We start from the raw sequence: 18,286 nt of genomic DNA on the forward strand, positions 1-18,286 counted from the left end.
AGCTTTGGGCGTACGGGGGAAAAGCTCGCGCCAAGCGGTGAGAGGGTGATCGTCATTCCTTGGGCGGTCTGTGCTGATTATCCTGATACCCGACGTGATGGGTAGGTGCCGATGGCGGTCAGGCAGATGCTCGTCGCCGGCCGGTACCGTCTTCTGGAGCCGGTCGGCGCCGGTGGAATGGGGCGGGTGTGGCTCGCCCGCGACGAAATGCTCGACCGTGAGGTCGCGATCAAGGAGATCGTCCCTCCCGACTGGATGTCCGAGGCGGAGAAGGATCGCCTGCGCGACCGGACCCTGCGCGAGGCCCGCAGCGCGGCGAGACTGAACCATCCCCACGTGGTCCGGATCTACGACGTGGTACGCCACGACGGCCAGTCCTGGATCGTCATGGAGTACATCGCCTCCCGCTCACTCCACCAGGTCCTCCAGGAAGAAGGCCCCTACGACCCCGCGGGCGCCGCCCGAATCGGCCTGGCCGTGCTGGACGCACTCGACGCCGCACACCGCGCCGGCGTACTCCACCGCGACGTGAAGCCCCACAACGTCCTCATCGGCACCGACGGCCGGGTGGTCCTGACCGACTTCGGCCTGGCCACGTTCGTCGACGACGGCACCGTGACCGCTCCCGGCCTGATCGTGGGCTCCCCCCAGTACGTCTCCCCGGAACGCGCCCGCGACGGCGCCTCGACTGTGGAGTCCGACCTGTGGTCCCTGGGCGCCACCGTGTACGCCGCGGTGGAGGGCCGTTCCCCGTACGCCCGCGAAACCGCGATGGCCACCCTGGCCGCACTCGCCAGCGAACCACCGGACCCACCGTCCCGCGCCGGCCCCCTGATGTCTGTCCTCGAAGGACTCCTGCGGTTCGACCCCGGCGCGCGGTTGAGCGCGGCGGAGGTCGAACAACGACTGCGACTCATCGTCGCCGTCGACCACCGGGAGATCCCACTGGTCCCGGGTCAGCGGAGCCCGAGAACCCGCCCGGAGGAGACAAGAAAGCCTGCCGACGGCGCAGTCTTCGAGTTCAGCGCCGGCCTTGCCGAACCGGACACCGACGAAATCGTGGCGGAGCTCTACCCAAGCCCGGTCGCGGCAACGGCGTCCTATGCGGCCCGCGGAGAAGCCCCCATCCCAACAGCCTTCCGCGGCGAGGCGGCAGTCCCACCGGTGGTTGTTCCCCCACCTGCGCCCGTTGCCCCGCCTGCGCCCGTTGCCCCACCTGCGCCTCAGCCCGCGCCCACCTTCACGCCCGCGCCTACGTTCGTGACCGAGTCCCAGCCGGCGCCCAAACCCCCACCCACGCGCCGGCCCTCACCGCGGCCCACGCCAAAGCCCGCCTTCCCACCCATGGCGGCGCCCTCGTCCACCCAGCCGCAAGTCCCAGACGCGGCTCCCGTTCCTCCTTCTCCCACAGCCTTCCCACCAGCAGCACCGACAACCGATCCCGCCCCCACCTTCCCGTCAGCCGACCAAGACGCCGCGGAATCCCCAGTCATCCCCACCGACGACCGCGACCTCCCCGACCCGGCTGCTCCCGAGCCACCAGTCGACGTCGTAGCTCAATCAGAAAGCCACCCCAGCTCTGCACCCACCCCTCAAAACCCGATCGACCCCGACCCCGAGGCCGTGACAACACCCCTGCCCACCTCAAGCCACGCCCTGGTCCCCAAACCCCCAACCCCTCGAACCGTCCTGACCGGCCAAATCGTGGATCCCAGCCCGCCACCCGCCACACCGGCGCCCCGCCGATCCCGTACTCGCCGCAGCGTCATCACCGCGGCAGTCCTGGCCCTGCTGGCCGGCGGCATCTCCGCCGGATACCTGGCGCAGAACACCGCCCCTCACCCCGAAGTCGTACTCCCCCCAGCCTCCGTAACCGCCCAATCCCGCTCAGCGCCGAACACCGCACCCCCACCCAGCACCCCGTCCACCACGACCCCGGCTCCTACCGTCTCTGCCCAGCCCATACCCACGACGCCACTCGCCGGCCCCAACGGCTTCTCCCCGGTGGCCTGTGACTCCCCGGCCCCCGCAGGCGTCCGCCTCACCCCGAGAAAGGGAGCCGCCCGCGGCGTCAACGGTTGGACGCTGCTCGCCGGCTGGTCCTATTTCACCGACCGCACCGGCTTCCACATCGCGGTCCCCGACGGCTGGACATACCAGCGAATCGGCAGGACCTACTGCTTCCGCGACCCCCGAAGTTCGGTGGTCATGAGCCTCGACGTAGGCCGCGACCCGCAGACCGAACCCCTCAAGGCGTGCCAGGCCGAGGACCTCCGCCTCCAACGGGACGGCTCACCGGCCGGTTATCAACTGATCGGCATCACACCGGTCCCCCTCCTGCACAAGGCCGCCGACTGGGAGTTCCGCTACGACAGCCCGAACGGCAAGCGCCGCGTAGGCATCCGCTGGTTCACCGCGAACGGCAAGACATACGTCCTGAGCTGGGCCACCCCCGACAAGACCTGGTCCGACGACCTGACCAAAATCCAGATGGTCCGCAGCACCTTCTTCGCCGACCGCACCGCCCGCTCCCCATCCAGCGACGCCAACCGAGGCTGACCCGGCGCCCCCGGCGCCCCCGGCGCCCCCGGCGCCCCCGGCACCCGCCAACCCCGGCACCCCCGGCGCCCCGGCACCGCTCAACCGAGCTGCGCCCCGAAGTCCGCCTCCGCTGTTATCCCGCCGCCAGCCGATCGCGCAGTCGCCGCGCGGCAGCCGGCCACTCGTCCGCGGTCATCGCGAACAGAACCGTGTCGCGCCAAGACCCGTCAGGCCGCTGCCGCTGACGCCGGATGACCCCGTCCCGCGTCGCACCGAGACGCGCGATGGCCTGCTGGGACCGCTCGTTGCGAATGTCCGTGTACCAGAACACCCGCTCCGCCCCCAGCACGTCGAAAGCCCGCTCCAGCAGCATCAGCTTCGCCTCGGTGTTGACGCCGGTCCGCCACCACTTCCGCCCGACCATGGTGTGCCCGATGCCGAGCGACCGCTGGTCGGTGTCGATGTCGTGATAGGTCGTCATCCCGATCACCGCGCCGCTGACCGGGTCGATCTGAGCCCAGCCGGAACGCTTTCCGAGCCACTGCCCGCGCACCACCCCGGCGACGTCCTCGACGAGCTCCTCAGGCGTCCGCGGGCGCGGCGTAGGAATATGACGCCACACCTCCTCGTCGTCGAGCGCCTCGAACAGACCCGGGACGTGCGCCTGTGTCAGCGGCTCCAGCCGCACGTGCCGGCCCTCCAGCACCACCGGCGTCTGCCAGGCGGAGGGGTGCCCCGGCAGGTAACCCGGTGTGGGCACGGTCACGCCCTGATCGGCCTCCGGCGGCCCGGCCACGACTCGCAGCGGCAGCACGCCCGCCCAGTGCGGCAGGCTCAGATCCTCCGGCTCGTCCACCACCCCACCGGCGCGAACGCGAACCGACACCTCCACGAGCGGCAGCGCCAGGACAGTCGTCTGCGCCAGCTCCTGCCGGGTGGGCGGCCGGCTGTCCGCGGACCGGCCGTGACCGACCTTGTCCGCCAGAGCGTTCAGCACGCGTCTCTTCTCGCTGTCGTCGGTGACCGGGCGCGCGACGCCGTGGACGACCACGGAGCGATAGTTCGCGCTGTGGTGGAACTGTGATCGCCCATACACCAACCCGTCCACCAGGGTCACTGACACGCAGACCGGCACTCCGTCGCCTCGCGCCGAGAGGCCCAGCCGCCCACCGCTGGAGCCGTGCAGATAGAGGGTGTCGTCGACCCGCACATGCAGGTTCGGCAGGACTCGCGGCTGACCGTCGACGACGAAACCGACCGCGCAGTCCCACGCCTCGTCGAGAATGGCGTGTGCGGTGTCCCGCTCGTAGTGCATCCGGCTGCGAGTCCGGGTGGCCGTCGTGCGCTCGGTCGGGGAGTAGAGGACGGTCATCGAAACCTCCGAGGCCAATCAGGTTGCGGATGAGGCTGTACTAGTACAGAATCGCATCTGTGCCAGCACAGTATCAGGTCAGCGGAGAGACTGCCGCAGAGATTTCGGCGAGCATCGAATCCGGCGTCGTCCGGGGCGAGTGGGTCACCGGAGCCGCTCTGCCGTCGGTGCGGATCCTCGCCGGAGCTCTGCACGTCAGTCCGGCCACGGTCGCCAAGGCCTATCAGGACCTTCGACAGCGCGGCGTGATCGAGACCGAGGGGCGCCGGGGGACCAGGATTCGGGCGCGCCCGGCGGTCACTGTGCCCAGGTCAGCGTTGCTCTCGCCCGTCCCGGAGAGCCTCCGAGACCTCTCCACCGGCGAGCCGGAGATCAATCTGCTCCCTCCGCTGGGTGCGTCACTCGCGGCCATCGCCGCACAAACAGGACCACCACAGGGGTACGCGAGCGCGCTCGCCATGCCGGAACTCGTCGATGCGGCCCGCCCTCGCCTGCTCACCCAGGGCATTCCGGTCGCCGACTCGGCCATCACGGTGACCGCCGGTGCCCTCGACTCGATCGAGAGGGTGCTGAACGCACATCTGCGCCCGGGTGACGCGGTCGCCGTCGAGGACCCCTGCTGGGCCAACCTGATCGATCTGATCGCCGCCATGGGCCTGCGGTCCGTGCCGTTCGCCGTCGACGACCAGGGCCCCGATCCCGGCTCGCTCGACGAGGCCCTGCGTGCCGGCGCGCGAGCCGTCGTCGTCACCGTCCGCGCGCAGAACCCGACCGGAGCCGCGGTGAGCGAGGAGCGCGCCACACTCCTCCGTGACCTGCTGTCCGGCCGTCCCGAGACCGTCGTCATCGAGGACGACCACGCCGCCGAGTTGGCCGAGCAGCCACCGCACTGCATCGGCCCGGTCACCCGTTCCTGGGCCTTCGTCCGCTCCGCCTCCAAGCCCTTCGGCCCTGACCTGCGCATCGCGGTGCTGGCCGGCGACGAGACCACGATCGCCCGCGTCACCGGCCGGATGCGCATCGGGATGGGCTGGGTTTCCACCCTCCAGCAGCGACTCCTCCTTCACCTGTGGCGCGACCCCGACGTCACCGAGTGGGTGCGGACCGCCGCCGGCGTCTACTCAGCTCGCCGTCGTGGCCTCCTGGAAGCCCTTCGAGCTGCCGGCCTCCCCGCCTCCGGCGACAGCGGCATCAACGTCTGGATCCCGGTCCCCGACGAAACCCGCGCCGTCGCCGGCCTCCGTGACGCGGGCTACGCGGTGGCCCCCGGCGCCCTCTTCCGCCTCCGCTCCGCTCCCGGCATCCGGATAACCATCAGCTCCCTGACCGAACCCGAGATCCCAACCCTGGCCCGAGCAGTGGCAACCGCCACCGGCACCGCAGGCACAGGAGCGCCTATGAGGTGACACCAACCACTCCCACCACCCCGTGCCCACCCCCGATGCGGGCTCCCTGCCGGGCCGCCGACCCAGCATCAAGGATTTCTGCTCCGCCATCCTGCCGAGGCAGCGCCGTCGACCGGCTGCGCCTTGTGGGCGCCTACGCCGTCGTGGCTACACCGAGCCGGCACCTGCCGTAGCGGTGACGCTGCCGGGACCCGCCGCCGTGGCGACGTCGACCGGGATCTGCCGTGGCGGCGACGCTGCCGGGACCCGCCGTCGTGGCGGTGACGCGCTGCCGGGACTCGCCATGGCCACACCGGCCGGGACTTGCCGTGGCGGTGACGCTGCCGGGACCTGCCATAGCCACGCCGGCCGGGATTCGCCGTCGTGGCGACGTCGACCGGGATCTGCCGTGGCGGCGATGTCGGCCGACCATTCGACGCGGCGGTGTGGTGACGCCGGCTGGGGGACTGCTGTCCTCCGGGAGGGGCAGGGCGGTCGGCATGCCGGAGCCTCGTGCGGGTAGAACGGAGCAATGCCATCGACAGGGACGCCGGTCGGCGCGGAACGGTGGGTTCCGCCGCGGTCCGAGAGCATCGACGAGCTGAAGTCGGCTGCGGCCGGCTGTCAGGGCTGCGAGCTGTACCAGGACGCGACCCAGACCGTCTTCGGCCGGGGCGCTCCGCACGCGCGGATCGTCTTCGTCGGTGAGCAGCCGGGTGACGTCGAGGACCAGCGTGGCCTGCCGTTCGTCGGGCCGGCCGGCCGGCTGCTGCGTGAGGCTGTCGACGACGCCGGCATCGATCCGGCCGACCTCTACATCACGAACGCGGTGAAGCATTTCCGGTTCGAGCTGCGGGGCAGGCGGCGGATCCACCAGAACCCCGGTCCGGCGCACATCACCGCCTGCCGACCCTGGCTGGTGGCGGAGTTCTCGCTGCTCCAGCCGGAGTTGGTGGTCATTCTCGGCGCGACGGCGGGTAAGGCGCTGCTCGGCCCCTCGTTCCGGGTCACCAGGTCGCGCGGCCAGTTGATGCCGTGGCCCGCCTCGGCGCAGCACCCGGAGGACTTCCCGGTCGCCGAGATCAAGGCGCTGGCGACCATCCATCCTTCGGCGGTCCTGCGGGCGGACGATCGCGACTCGGCGTACCGAAGTCTGGTCGACGATTTGAGGGTGGCCGCCGCCGCGGTGGCCTGAAACAGCCGCCTGGGTAATCTCGAACGGTGCGGTTGACAGACTTTTGGGGACGTCTCGAGCAGACGTTCGGAGCGGCCTATGCCCGAAGTATCGCGGCGGATCACGCTTTCAGCGATCTCGGAGGGCGCACGATCGACCAGGCCATTGCTCAGGGTGTCGAGACCGCCACTATCTGGCGTGCTGTGGTGACGGCATATCCCGATCGAGTGCCGTCACGACTACGCTGAGCTGCTTTCGTACGTTTGTTCGGCGTGTCGTTCGATCGTCGTACAGGTGTTCGGCTATTGTCCACAGCGGCTCGGCTGTCCACAGGCCGACGGTGGGGTGGATGATTTTTGTCGTACCCACCGCATACCGTGTCGGCCGTGGTGAACAAGAGCTCTTCGACGAAGACCGCGAAGTCGAATACAGGGGTGGCGGCAATGGTGGCAGGACCGGATCGGGAAAAGGCGCTCGAGCTAGCGCTGGCACAGATCGACAAGCAGTTCGGCAAGGGCTCCGTGATGCGCCTCGGGGAGCGGCCGGTCGTGCAGACCGCCGTCATCCCGACCAGCTCCATCGCCCTCGACGTGGCGCTCGGCGTCGGTGGCCTGCCGCGGGGCCGCGTCATCGAGGTCTACGGGCCGGAGTCGAGCGGTAAGACGACGGTCGCGCTGCACGCCGTGGCCAACGCGCAGAAGGCCGGCGGCATCGCGGCGTTCATCGACGCCGAGCACGCGCTCGACCCGGAATATGCGAGGGCGCTGGGCGTCGACACCGACGCGCTGCTCGTCTCCCAGCCGGACACCGGTGAGCAGGCGCTCGAGATCGCGGACATGCTGATCCGCTCCGGCGCGCTCGACATCATCGTCATCGACTCGGTCGCCGCGCTCGTGCCCCGCGCCGAGATCGAGGGTGAGATGGGCGACAGTCACGTCGGCCTCCAGGCCCGGCTGATGAGCCAGGCACTCCGGAAGATCACCGGCATCCTGAACAACTCCGGCACGACCGCGATCTTCATCAACCAGCTCCGCGAGAAGATCGGCGTCATGTTCGGCTCGCCCGAGACGACGACCGGTGGCCGCGCGCTGAAGTTCTACGCCTCCGTGCGTCTCGACGTGCGCCGCATCGAGAGCCTGAAGGACGGCACCGACGTCGTCGGCAACCGCACCCGGGTCAAGGTCGTCAAGAACAAGGTGGCCGCGCCGTTCAAGCAGGCCGAGTTCGACATCATGTATGGCAAGGGCATCTCCCGCGAGGGTTCGCTCATCGATGTCGGTGTCGAGCAGAGCATCATCCGCAAGTCCGGCGCGTGGTACACGTATGACGGCGACCAACTCGGCCAGGGCAAGGAGAAGGCGCGGGAGTTTCTCAAGGAGAACCCCGACGTCGCCGCCGAGATCGAGAAGAAGATCCTGGAGAAGCTCGGCGTGGGACAGACCACCGGTGACGCCGCCGGCGGCCCCGAGCTGCCCCCGGTCGACTTCTGATCCGGTAAACGGCGATGGCCGGACGACGTGGTGCGAGGTCCGGGCGCGGATGGGATGCCATCCCGCCCCGGACCGAGTCCGACGACCCCGAGGGCGGCGGTGCGGGGGCCCAGCGCCGCACCACCCGACGAGGCCGCCGCCCGGCCGACACAACAGACCCGTGGGCCTCACCGGGCGACCGGGGTTGGGCGGACGCCCGGGGTTCGGCGGGCGGGCGGGATTCGGCGGCCGAGCGAGGCGAGTTGGGTTCGGTGGGCGGGCGGGATTCGGCGGGGGAGGCGGCGGGTCGTGAGCGCAGGCCGGCGAAACCGCAGCTGAGCGAGCCTGAGCTGGCGCGTGAGATCTGCCTTCGCCAGCTCGCCGTCCGGCCGCGCACTCGGGCCGAGCTGGCGAAGGTCCTGGCACGCAAGGAGATCTCCGAAGAGGTGATCGCTGAGGTGCTCGACCGCTATGACGAGGTCGGCATCATCGACGACGCCGCGTTCGCCCGTGCGTGGGTCACCAGCCGCCATCAGGGGCGCGGTCTGGCCCGCAGAGCTCTGGCCAACGAGTTGCGCCAGCGCGGTGTCGACGCCGAGACCGCAGGCGAGGCACTGGAGTCGCTCGACGACGAGTCGGAAGCGGCTACGGCGCGCGCCCTGGTCGACCGCAAACTACGCACCGCCCACGGCACGCCGGAGGCCGTCTTCCGCCGTCTGGTGGCCATGCTGGCTCGCAAGGGCTACGCCGCCGGCATCGCCATCCGAGCCGTCAAGGACGCCCTGGCCGCCCGCGACGCCGAAGCAGCCGAGTTCGCCGAGGGCATAGACGCCGACGCCCTCGCCGACCACGCCACCGACCCACCCACCTAACTTCCGCCCAGAACCACCCCACCCAAACCGCGCCGCGCCGGGCAGGCCGCGCCGGGCTCCGGGCTGGGCCGCGTCGGCCTGCGCCGCACCGCGCCGGGCCACGTCGTGCTGCGCCGCGCCGGGCCGCACCGCGCCGGCCACGCCGCGTCCGCCGCACCGCACCGCGCCGCGTCACGTCGTGCTGCGCCGGGCCGCACCGCGCCGGGCCACGCCGCGCCGGGCCACGCCGCGCCGCGCCGGGCCGCGCCGGGCCACGCCGCGCCGCGCCGCGCCGGGCTGGGTATTACCCGCCGGGCTTCGCCGAGCATCGGACTGGGCCGCGTCGACCTGCGCTGGGCCGCGCCGCGCCGCGCCGCACCGGGCCGTGTCACGTCGCGCCGGGCTGTGCCGCGCCGCACTGGGCTGTGTCACGTCGCGCTGGGCTGTGCCCGCGCGTGTGCGGGCCGGCCCGCAGAGTCGCCGGGGGGTGAGGTCGGCCTAGAGTGCGCAACCCTCCGCAGGCGGGAGGGGTGCCGGGACGCCGAGTGTGGGGAGGCCCAGGGAGACGCCCTTGAGCTTGGGGGTGCGGCCCGCCTCGGAAGCGTCGCCGGCCCGCGTGCGGCGGTGTGACAGCGGTTCGCCGTCGGCGTTGAGGTGGTGGGGGGCGGCGTATGTGACGACCGTCTCGATGATGTCGCCGGGGCGGGGGGCCAGATCGCCGGTGTTGAAGTGGACCAGGCGGCCGTCTCGGGCTCGGCCGCTCAGCCGGCCCGTGCGCTCGTCCTTGCGGCCCTCGCCGACCGCGACCAGGACCTCGACCTTCGACCCGACGAGTTTCTTGTTCTCGTCCCAGGTGATGTCCTCGAGAGTGGCGATCAGGCGGTTGTAGCGGTCCTGCACGACAGCCTTCGGGACCTGCTCCTCCATCGTCGCCGCGGGGGTGCCGGGACGCTTCGAGTACTGGAAGGTGAAGGCGCTGGAGAAGCGGGCGCGGCGGACGACCTCGAGGGTCTGCTCGAAGTCCTCCTCGGTCTCGCCCGGGAAGCCGACGATGATGTCCGTCGTGATGGCGGCGTCCGGCATGGCGGCGCGCACCTTCTCGATGATGCCGAGGTACTTCTCCTGGCGGTAGCTGCGGCGCATCGCCTTGAGCACACGGTCGGAGCCGGACTGCAGCGGCATGTGCAGCGAGTGGCAGACGTTGGGCGTCTCGGCCATCGCGGCGATCACGTCGTCGGTGAAGTCCTTCGGGTGGGGGCTGGTGAAGCGGACCCGCTCCAGGCCCTCGATCTCGCCGGTGGCGCGCAGGAGTTTGCCGAAGGCGAGCCGGTCGCCGAACTCGACGCCGTAGGAGTTCACGTTCTGGCCGAGCAGGGTGACCTCGAGGACGCCCTCGGCGACCAGCGCGCGCACCTCCGCGAGGATGTCGCCGGGACGGCGGTCCTTCTCCTTGCCGCGCAGGCTCGGGACGATGCAGAACGTGCAGGTGTTGTTGCAGCCGACCGAGATCGACACCCAGCCCGCGTACGTCGACTCGCGCTTGGTGGGCAGCGTCGACGGGAAGACCTCGAGCGACTCGAGGATCTCGACCTGCGCCTCCTCGTTGTGCCGGGCGCGTTCCAGCAGGGCCGGCAGGGAGCCGATGTTGTGTGTGCCGAAGACCACGTCGACCCAGGGCGCCTTCTTGACGATGTCGCCCTGATCCTTCTGCGCGAGGCAGCCGCCGACCGCGATCTGCATCCCGGGGTGCTTCAGCTTCGTCGGCCGCAGGTGGCCGAGGTTGCCGTAGAGGCGGTTGTCGGCGTTCTCCCGTACCGCGCAGGTGTTGAAGACGACGACGTCCGCCGCGTCCACGTCAGCGGCGCGGACGTAGCCGGCGTCCTCCATCAGGCCGGAGATCCGCTCGCTGTCGTGCACGTTCATCTGGCAGCCGTAGGTACGCACGTCGTACGTGCGAGGGGTGCCCTGCGTCTCGGTAGTCATGGCGTGACCAGGGTACTGCTTACGCCGCGGCGGGTCGCCCCGGCGTACACGCGGGCTCACATCCGTCACACGGGCGCAGCCCTCGGCGTTCCGTGCCGTCGTCGGTCTCCTCCTCGTCGACGTGCACCGGCCGCAGGGTGCCGTCCGGCTCGGCCAGGATGTACCGCGACGCGTCGAGCGAGTCGTCCGGAAGGAGGACCGCGGCGTGCAGCCGGACCGCGACCGCGCTGGCGATCGTCGCCTCCGTGACGTCGGACGGGGCGAGGAAGACGTCGACGACTGTCGGGAAGTCGCCACCGACGTGATAGACGTCGCAGAGCAGCTCGCCGGCGGGCACCATCTCGTGCACGGGACGCTCCAGCGCACCGGCCAGCGCGCCCCGGACCAGGTCGGGACCGACCCGCGCGGCCACACTCCAGTTCCACAGGCCGTCTGCCGCCATACCCATCATGGTGTCCACCCCAATTCCCACGCACCTGCTGTGTTACCGCTCCGTGACCATTCTCGACACGATCCGATACGGACCGCCCCATAGGGTGTGTCCATTCGAGTGAACCGACGACCGGAGCGGATGGAACGGGTGGCAGACGAGGCTCTCATCGTCCTTGAGAACGTCAACAAGTGGTTCGGGCCCTTGCACGTGCTGCAGGATGTGGACCTTTCTGTTGCGCGCGGTGAGGTCGTGGTCGTGATCGGACCGTCCGGGTCCGGCAAGTCCACGCTGTGCCGCGCCATCAACCGGCTGGAGCCGATCGACTCCGGCACGATCACGTTCGACGGACAGCCGCTGCCCGCCGAGGGGCGGGCGCTCGCCCGCCTGCGCAGCGAGGTCGGCATGGTCTTCCAGTCCTTCAACCTGTTCGCGCACAAGACCATCCTGCAGAACGTGATGATCGGCCCGGTCAAGGTCCGCAAGGAGAAGGCGGCCGTGGTTCGCGAGCGGGCCATGTCGCTGCTGGAGCGGGTCGGCATCGCCAACCAGGCGGACAAGTTCCCGGCGCAGCTCTCCGGCGGCCAGCAGCAGCGTGTGGCGATCGCCCGCGCGCTGGCCATGCAGCCCAAGGCCCTGCTCTTCGACGAGCCGACCAGCGCGCTCGACCCGGAGATGGTCGGCGAGGTGCTGGACGTGATGACGTCGCTGGCGGCCGAGGGCATGACGATGGTCGTCGTCACCCACGAGATGGGCTTCGCGCGGCACGCCGCCAACCGTGTCGTGTTTATGGCAGACGGACAACTAGTCGAACAGGCCTCGCCGGCCGAATTCTTCGCGAATCCGAAGACGGATCGGGCGAAGGATTTCCTTTCCAAGATCTTGACGCACTGACCGTTGCCCTTTCTGTCACTTACAAGAGGAGATTGAGCATGCGTATGAAGCGGGTAGCGATGGTCGCCACCGCGGCCTTCGCCTTCACCCTGGCCGCCTGTGGCGAGGAGGGCACGCCCACTCCCAGCGGCGCCGGCAGTGGCGCGGCTCCCGCCTCGGACACCTGCACGACGTCCGGCGCGACCTTCACCGCGGACTCGGCGGCGGCCGTCACCGGCAGCGCGACGTTCGACAAGATCAAGTCCGCGGGGGCGGTGAAGGTCGGCGTCAAGTTCGACCAGCCGAACCTGGGCTACAAGGACACCTCCGGCACGCGCTGCGGCTTCGACATCGAGGTCGCGCAGTACCTGGCGTCCAAGCTGGGCGTCGACCCGGCGAAGATCGAGTACAAGGAGATCCCGTCCGCCAACCGCGAGACGGCGATCAAGGGTGGCGAGATCGACTACTACGTCGGCACCTACTCGATCACCGACAAGCGCAAGGCCGACGTCTCGTTCGCCGGGCCGTACTTCATCGCCGGCCAGGACCTGCTGGTCCGCAAGGACGAGACCGCGATCACCAGCAAGGACACGCTCAAGGGCAAGAAGGTCTGCTCCGCGACCGGCTCCACGCCGATCCAGCGGGTCCGCGACGAGGCTCTGACCGAGCCGGAGAACATCGTCGAGTTCAAGACCTACTCCGAGTGCGTCTCGCAGCTGCTCGACAAGAAGGTCGACGCCGTCACCACCGACGACGCGATCCTCAAGGGCTACGCGGCGCAGAGCCCGGACGACCTGAAGGTCGTCGGCCAGCCGTTCAGCGAGGAGAAGTACGGCATCGGCCTGCCGCGTGACGACAAGGCGTTCCGCGACGCGGTCAACAACGCGCTGGAGGCCGCGTTCAAGGACGGCACCTGGCAGAAGATCTACGACGGCACGCTGGGCAAGTCCGGTTCGCCGGCCACCCCGCCGACCCTCGAGCGTTACTGATTCACGCCGCGCCGGCCGGCGTCGGGTGGTTCGCCACCCGGCGCCGGCCGGTGATTTGAAGGACGGGGTATGACTGAGTTCTTCCGGGTTCTGACCGACAACTGGGACCTGTATCTCGACGGCTTCACCAACACGGTCAAGCTGTTCCTGATCGCGGCGGTGGGCAGCCTGGTGCTGGGCACACTGCTCGGTGCTTTCCGGGTCTCGCCGATCCCGGCACTGCGCTGGTTCGGCGCCTCCTACGTCAACATCGTGCGCAACACGCCGCTGACGCTGGTCTTCGCGTTCCTGGTGTTCGCGGTACCGAAGCTGGACGTGAACCTGGAGTACGACACCGCCGCCTTCACAGCGCTGACGGTCTACACCGCGGCGTTCGTCTGTGAGGTCGTGCGGTCGGGCATCAACACGGTGAACCCGGGCCAGGCGGAGGCGGCACGCGCCATCGGCATGACGTTCGACCAGGTGCTCACGCAGATCGTGCTGCCGCAGGCGCTGCGGGCCATGGTGCCGCCGCTGATGAGCGTTCTGATCGCCATGCTGAAGAACACGACGATCGCCGCCGGGTTCTCCGTCCTGGAGGCGGGAGCGATCCCGTTCTACATGGCCGAGCGCGGTGAGCCGCAGTTCTACGTGCTGCTGTGGATCGTCATCGGCTTCCTCATTCTGATCGCACCGCTGATCCTGCTGCAGCGGACCCTGGAACGGCGGATGGCGGTGGCGCGATGAGCTCGGTGCTGTACGACCTGCCCGGCCCGCGCGGGCGGCGCCGCAACGCCGTCATCGGCGTGCTGGCCACGCTGGCCATCGCGGGGCTGATCGCCTTCGTGATCTACCGGTTCTGGAAGACCGGGCAGTTCGAGGCCCGCCGGTGGGAGCAGTTCAAGTTCAAGGCCGTTCAGATGGAGATCGTGAACGGCATCGTGGCCACCCTCCAGGCGGCCGGCATCGCGGCGGTGCTAGCCCTGCTCTTCGGCGCGGTCTTCGCGTCCGGGCGGCTCAGCGACCGCGCTCTGCTGCGCGCGCCGTCGACCTGGGTGGTCGAGCTGTTCCGGGCCATCCCGCTGCTCATCCTGATCTTCTTCGGCTACTACGTTCCGCTGCAGTACGGCTGGTCCATCGACAAGATGTGGGCGCTGGTCATCGGCCTGACGCTGTACAACGGGTCGGTGCTCGCGGAGATCTTCCGGGCCGGTATCAACGCGGTCGCCAAGGGCCAGTCGGAGGCGGCGTACGCCATCGGCATGCGCAAGAACCAGGTGATGCGGCTGATCCTGCTGCCGCAGGCGTTCCGGGCCATGCTCCCGGCCATCGTCAGCCAGCTGGTGGTGCTGCTCAAGGACACCGCGCTGGGCTTCATCATCACGTACCCGGAGTTGCTGACGGCAGGCAAGACGATCGGCGGGCGGCTGGCGTTCGGCCTGCCCTACGTCCCGGCGTACCTGGTGATCGGCGCGATCTACATCGCGATGTGCGGCGCCCTGTCGGCCTTCGCCTGGTGGCTGCAGCGGCGCCTGACCCGGGTGCCCAAGGCCACCGTGGCGGCCAAGCCGGTGCCCCTGCAGGACGTGACCCGGCAGGTCTGAGGCTTACCGGGCCAGCTCCGTCACACGGGACTCGCGGACGACCGTGACGCGGATCTGGCCCGGATAGGTCAGCTCCTCCTCGATCTGCTTGGCCACGTCGCGGGCCAGCACAGCGGCGCCGATGTCGTCGATGTCGTCCGGGCGGACCATCACCCGGATCTCGCGGCCCGCCTGCATGGCGAAGACCTTCTCGACGCCCGTTTTGCCGCCGGCGATCTCTTCGATTCGCTCAAGGCGTTTGACGTACGCTTCCAAGCTCTCCCGCCGGGCCCCCGGCCGGCCACCCGAGCAGGCGTCCGCGGCCTGGGTCAGCACAGCCTCGATGGTCTGTGGCTGCACCTCGTTGTGATGCGCTTCGATGGCGTGGACGACGTCCTCGTGCTCGCCGTACTTGCGGGCCAGGTCGGCACCGATCAGGGCGTGACTGCCCTCCACCTCGTGGGTCAGCGCCTTGCCGATGTCGTGCAGGAACGCGCTCCGCTTCATCGTCGGCACGTCCAGCCCCAGCTCGGCCGCCATGATGCCGGCGATGTGCGCGGTCTCCACGAGATGCTTCAGAACGTTCTGGCCGTAACTGGTCCGGTACCGCAGACGTCCCAGCAGCTTCACCAGCTCCGGGTGGATGTTCGTGATGCCGACGTCGACCAGCGCCTCCTCGGCGGCCCGGTCGCAGAGGCGCTCCACCTCGTTCTTGGCGCTGTCGAAGACCTCCTCGATCCGGTGCGGGTGGATCCGGCCGTCCAGCACCAGCTTCTCCAGGGTCAGGCGGCCAACTTCACGGCGTACGGGATCGAAGCACGACAGCAACACCGCCTCGGGAGTGTCGTCGATGATCAGGTTGACGCCGGTTGTCGACTCGAACGCCCGGATGTTGCGGCCCTCCCGGCCGATGATCCGGCCCTTCATCTCGTCGCTCGGCAGGTGCAGGACGCTGACCACACTCTCCGCGGTCTGCTCGCTGGCGATCCGCTGGATGGCGTCGACCACGATGTGCCGGGCCCGGGTGTCGGCGGTGCTCTTCGCCTCGGTCTCGATGTCGCGGATCAGGATCGCGGCCTCGCGCTTCGCCTGCCCCTCGATCACCTCGATCAGCTCGGCGCGGGCGGTGTCCGCGGTCAGGCCGGCGATCCGCTCCAGCTCACGGCGGCGCGTCTCCTCCGCCTTCGCCACCTCGGCCTCCCGCTTCGTCAGGATCGACTCGCGGGCGGACAGGTCGGACTCCAGGGCCGCCAGGCGGCGCTCGCGCTCCACCAGGCGCTCGACCTCCTCGCCGTGCAGCCGTTCCCGCTCGTCGATCCGGGCGGCGCGGCGCTCCACCTCCGCGGACTGCTCCTTCACGGTGGCGTTGAGCAGGGCGATCTCCCGCTCACCGGAGCGGCGGGCGGCGGCGCGGAGCTGCTCGGCATCCGCCTCGGCTTGCCGGTGAGCGTGTTCGAGGATCGTGTCGGCCTCGCCGTGCGCGGTCTCCAGGACACGTCGGGCCTCGGCGCGGGCGGCACCGGCCTCGGCTTTGGCGGCGGCGGTCTCGGCCCGTACCGAAGCTGCCTTTGCATTGGCGTCCTCGACCTTGGCCTGTGCGTCGCCGACCGCCTGCTCCTGCCGGACCGCGGCGTCCTGGCGGACCGCCTGCAGGTTACGCAGCGCGCGCATGCCGAAGACGATGGCCGTTGTCACGGACACGGCGAGCACTATGGTCGCAACCACGAGCACCCAGACCAGGGGGGTCATCTCGCCGCGTCTCCCTTCGCCACCGGCGCGGTGTTCACGCGCACGGCCCTGTGTGCGGGATGCCCGACCAAGGCAGATGACCACAATCGGCGGCTCACACGCTCCGCCGTCGGCTTCCCCCGAGCCTCCAGTCTCCGCCGTCCGGAGCCGGCGATTCCCCGGCTTCCGCGGCCCGGGGTGGTCCCCTCGGGTGCGGTCGTCGGCCGGCGCCCCGGGTGCCGGGCGCGTCCCGCTCCCTGGATCCAACTTTTCGGTTCTTAAGCCGATTTGTTGGGATCGCCGGAGACCGGGCTGGTCCGGTAAGTCGGGTACGCCGGGACTGTCTCCTGTCGCCCGGGGAACAGGAACCTGGCCCAGGGGCGACGGGAGACCGTCGGCTGTGGCCGCTGAATTCCCACCGGATCGGAAAGCGCTTCCCGCGACGAGACAGGACAGCCGTTTCGTGGCTGACCGGGCGCCGCCGGTCACGTCACCGATCGTGGATCAGCGGACCGCCGCCGACTGACGAGTCGGTCGATCGTTGCTCGGATCGGAGTGTGTGGAGTTGTGGGTTGACCGCCGATGTATGTCGCGCCACCTGCCGCGCGGTCGGCGGCCGGTGGAGGCCTTCGCGTGGGCGGCGAGCCGCCCAAGTGATGCCGTAATGTAATGCGATCTATGTTGTATCTGTTGCATGCGATGGTCGAGCAAACCTTGTGTAACGCGAGGCTAGGTCGCAAGCACCGGTTCGGTCAAGGACTCATGATTCGGCAGCGGATGGGACGTAGGGCACAGACGTGCTTACGCCCAGCTCACGACCCGTCGGGATATTTCCGACGTTCCGTACGATGACGCCAGGAGTCGTTGACGCTGTGCCAGCAGGCGGCGCCTCGCATCCATTATCTCCGGTCCCGCTGGCGGGGGATGTGGGGAACACGGAGCGTGAGGAAAGATCCTCACATCGGGACTATATCGGTGAGAGGGGCCCGGACCGTCACCAATGCCCCAGCCCGGAGATGGTCGAGCAGTGCGGCCGTGCCCGGCGGGTCGGGCGGTTCACCGAGCACCGCCACCGAGATCCGCCGCCCGGGGCCGGCCAGCGGCACCACCCGCACGCGTGGATCGCGGTGTGCGGCGAGCGCGAGGGCGGGCAGGGTCGTCGCGCCCATCCCGGCGGCGACCAGCGCCTGCACCGCCACGTAGTCGTCCGTCGTGAACCGGATGTCCGGTGTGAAGCCCTCCGCCGCGCACGCGCTCAGCAGCCGCGCCCGGCAGCGCTCGCACCCGCTGATCCACGGCCGGTCCCGATGGTCGGCGAGGCTGTCCCCGGCCCAGTCCGCCGGCACCACCAGGCTCGACGGCTCCTCGAACAGCGTCTCCAGCCGTGTCCCGGCGCTCTCCGGCACCGTTTCCGGGTGGTCGAACACGACCGCGGCCTCCACCTCGCCGTTGCGCAACAGCCGCAGGGCCTCGGGCGGTTCCGCCTGCACGAACCGCAGATCCACCGCCGGGTGGGCGGCCGCGAAACCGGCCGCCGCAACGGGTACGAAAGTGCCGAGCGCCGAGGGGAACGCCGCCAGCCGTACGCGTCCGCCGCGCAACCCGGTCAGCTCCGCGAGCTCCGCCTCGGCCGCTGTGAGCCGTCCCAGGATCTCCTCCGCCCGGTCCGCGAGCAGCCGCCCGGCCTCGGTGAGCCGCACGCCGCGCCCGACCCGCTGGAGCAGCCGGCTGCCGGTCTCCGCCTCAAGCCGGGCCAGGTGGTGGCTCACCGACGGCTGGGCGTAGTGCAGCGCCCGAGCAGCGGCGGTGACCGACCCGTGCCGGGCAACGGCTACCAGGACGGTGAGGCGGGTGACGTCGAGCATCCGGCCAACGTATCAATCGGATCTATGGATCACCGAGAACTTTGACATTGGACCTATGCTTCGT

The 18,286-nt window shown here is 69.9% G+C and carries 15 protein-coding genes; 10 read left to right on the plus strand and 5 right to left on the minus strand.

Annotation, left to right across the window (positions count from 1 at the left end; translation table 11 throughout):
- Positions 1 to 111 precede the first annotated feature (111 nt).
- Positions 112 to 2,559 carry a protein kinase gene (locus tag AB0M02_RS05055; protein ID WP_364221581.1) on the plus strand — a complete coding sequence of 816 codons (2,448 nt, stop codon included), beginning with the start codon at positions 112 to 114 and terminating at the stop codon, positions 2,557 to 2,559.
- A gap of 115 nt (positions 2,560 to 2,674) precedes the next feature.
- Here the strand turns inward: AB0M02_RS05055 and AB0M02_RS05060 are convergent, their stop codons facing one another.
- Entirely contained in the window at positions 2,675 to 3,913 is a 1,239-nt protein-coding gene (locus AB0M02_RS05060; protein ID WP_364221584.1) for a bifunctional pyridoxamine 5'-phosphate oxidase family protein/GNAT family N-acetyltransferase, read from the minus strand.
- Between the two features lie 59 nt (positions 3,914 to 3,972).
- On the opposite strand from AB0M02_RS05060, the gene AB0M02_RS05065 reads away from it, so the two are divergent.
- From AB0M02_RS05065 to AB0M02_RS05085, 5 genes are all read left to right on the plus strand, one after another.
- Positions 3,973 to 5,319, plus strand: coding sequence for an aminotransferase class I/II-fold pyridoxal phosphate-dependent enzyme (locus AB0M02_RS05065; protein WP_364221587.1), 1,347 nt, complete (start codon positions 3,973 to 3,975; stop codon positions 5,317 to 5,319).
- A gap of 511 nt (positions 5,320 to 5,830) precedes the next feature.
- Entirely contained in the window at positions 5,831 to 6,493 is a 663-nt protein-coding gene (locus tag AB0M02_RS05070) for a UdgX family uracil-DNA binding protein (protein WP_364221590.1), read from the plus strand.
- Between the two features lie 26 nt (positions 6,494 to 6,519).
- Entirely contained in the window at positions 6,520 to 6,720 is a 201-nt protein-coding gene (locus tag AB0M02_RS05075) for a DUF3046 domain-containing protein (RefSeq protein WP_364221593.1), read from the plus strand.
- A gap of 195 nt (positions 6,721 to 6,915) precedes the next feature.
- A complete protein-coding gene (recA, locus tag AB0M02_RS05080) occupies positions 6,916 to 7,962 on the plus strand; it encodes a recombinase RecA (protein ID WP_360195253.1) in 1,047 nt (348 codons plus the stop codon).
- 14 nt (positions 7,963 to 7,976) lie between these two features.
- Positions 7,977 to 8,813 (plus strand): regulatory protein RecX, encoded by an 837-nt coding sequence (locus AB0M02_RS05085; protein WP_364221596.1) that lies wholly within the window; start codon positions 7,977 to 7,979, stop codon positions 8,811 to 8,813.
- Between the two features lie 477 nt (positions 8,814 to 9,290).
- Here AB0M02_RS05085 and miaB read toward each other — a convergent pair whose 3' ends face one another.
- Together miaB and AB0M02_RS05095 are read right to left on the minus strand one after the other, a co-directional pair.
- Positions 9,291 to 10,775, minus strand: a complete 1,485-nt coding sequence (gene miaB, locus AB0M02_RS05090; RefSeq protein ID WP_364221599.1) for a tRNA (N6-isopentenyl adenosine(37)-C2)-methylthiotransferase MiaB — start codon at positions 10,773 to 10,775, stop codon at positions 9,291 to 9,293.
- Between the two features lie 19 nt (positions 10,776 to 10,794).
- Positions 10,795 to 11,217, minus strand: coding sequence for a hypothetical protein (locus tag AB0M02_RS05095; protein WP_364221602.1), 423 nt, complete (start codon positions 11,215 to 11,217; stop codon positions 10,795 to 10,797).
- A gap of 129 nt (positions 11,218 to 11,346) precedes the next feature.
- Here AB0M02_RS05095 and AB0M02_RS05100 point away from each other — a divergent pair, with 129 nt between their 5' ends.
- The 4 genes from AB0M02_RS05100 to AB0M02_RS05115 all read left to right on the plus strand — a co-directional run bounded on the left by AB0M02_RS05100 (position 11,347) and on the right by AB0M02_RS05115 (position 14,650).
- Positions 11,347 to 12,099, plus strand: a complete 753-nt coding sequence (locus tag AB0M02_RS05100) for an amino acid ABC transporter ATP-binding protein (RefSeq protein WP_364222575.1) — start codon at positions 11,347 to 11,349, stop codon at positions 12,097 to 12,099.
- A gap of 38 nt (positions 12,100 to 12,137) precedes the next feature.
- Positions 12,138 to 13,067, plus strand: a complete 930-nt coding sequence (locus AB0M02_RS05105; protein ID WP_364221605.1) for a glutamate ABC transporter substrate-binding protein — start codon at positions 12,138 to 12,140, stop codon at positions 13,065 to 13,067.
- Between the two features lie 69 nt (positions 13,068 to 13,136).
- On the plus strand, positions 13,137 to 13,793 hold the full coding sequence (locus AB0M02_RS05110) for an amino acid ABC transporter permease (protein ID WP_364221608.1): 657 nt from the start codon (positions 13,137 to 13,139) through the stop codon (positions 13,791 to 13,793).
- Entirely contained in the window at positions 13,790 to 14,650 is an 861-nt protein-coding gene (locus tag AB0M02_RS05115) for an amino acid ABC transporter permease (protein WP_364221611.1), read from the plus strand. Before AB0M02_RS05110 ends, AB0M02_RS05115 begins: the two co-directional genes overlap by 4 nt.
- Positions 14,651 to 14,653: 3 nt before the next feature.
- On the opposite strand, the gene rny is transcribed toward AB0M02_RS05115, so the two are convergent.
- Together rny and AB0M02_RS05125 are read right to left on the minus strand one after the other, a co-directional pair.
- Positions 14,654 to 16,378, minus strand: a complete 1,725-nt coding sequence (gene rny / locus AB0M02_RS05120) for a ribonuclease Y (protein ID WP_364221614.1) — start codon at positions 16,376 to 16,378, stop codon at positions 14,654 to 14,656.
- Between the two features lie 935 nt (positions 16,379 to 17,313).
- Positions 17,314 to 18,222 (minus strand): LysR family transcriptional regulator, encoded by a 909-nt coding sequence (locus AB0M02_RS05125; RefSeq protein WP_364221617.1) that lies wholly within the window; start codon positions 18,220 to 18,222, stop codon positions 17,314 to 17,316.
- Positions 18,223 to 18,286 lie beyond the last annotated feature (64 nt).

Origin of the sequence: Actinoplanes sp. NPDC051861 (assembly GCF_040681145.1) — a bacterium.
GTDB lineage: Bacteria > Actinomycetota > Actinomycetes > Mycobacteriales > Micromonosporaceae > Actinoplanes.

Coding starts and splice junctions, on each gene's coding strand:
- AB0M02_RS05070 (WP_364221590.1), top strand. CDS start 5,831: ATGCCATCGACAGGGACGCCGGTCGGCGCGGAACGGTGGGTTCCGCCG.
- AB0M02_RS05055 (WP_364221581.1), top strand. CDS start 112: ATGGCGGTCAGGCAGATGCTCGTCGCCGGCCGGTACCGTCTTCTGGAG.
- AB0M02_RS05125 (WP_364221617.1), bottom strand. CDS start 18,222: ATGCTCGACGTCACCCGCCTCACCGTCCTGGTAGCCGTTGCCCGGCAC.
- AB0M02_RS05100 (WP_364222575.1), top strand. CDS start 11,347: ATGGAACGGGTGGCAGACGAGGCTCTCATCGTCCTTGAGAACGTCAAC.
- rny (WP_364221614.1), bottom strand. CDS start 16,378: ATGACCCCCCTGGTCTGGGTGCTCGTGGTTGCGACCATAGTGCTCGCC.
- AB0M02_RS05105 (WP_364221605.1), top strand. CDS start 12,138: ATGCGTATGAAGCGGGTAGCGATGGTCGCCACCGCGGCCTTCGCCTTC.
- miaB (WP_364221599.1), bottom strand. CDS start 10,775: ATGACTACCGAGACGCAGGGCACCCCTCGCACGTACGACGTGCGTACC.
- recA (WP_360195253.1), top strand. CDS start 6,916: ATGGTGGCAGGACCGGATCGGGAAAAGGCGCTCGAGCTAGCGCTGGCA.
- AB0M02_RS05085 (WP_364221596.1), top strand. CDS start 7,977: ATGGCCGGACGACGTGGTGCGAGGTCCGGGCGCGGATGGGATGCCATC.
- AB0M02_RS05115 (WP_364221611.1), top strand. CDS start 13,790: ATGAGCTCGGTGCTGTACGACCTGCCCGGCCCGCGCGGGCGGCGCCGC.
- AB0M02_RS05095 (WP_364221602.1), bottom strand. CDS start 11,217: ATGGCGGCAGACGGCCTGTGGAACTGGAGTGTGGCCGCGCGGGTCGGT.
- AB0M02_RS05110 (WP_364221608.1), top strand. CDS start 13,137: ATGACTGAGTTCTTCCGGGTTCTGACCGACAACTGGGACCTGTATCTC.
- AB0M02_RS05060 (WP_364221584.1), bottom strand. CDS start 3,913: ATGACCGTCCTCTACTCCCCGACCGAGCGCACGACGGCCACCCGGACT.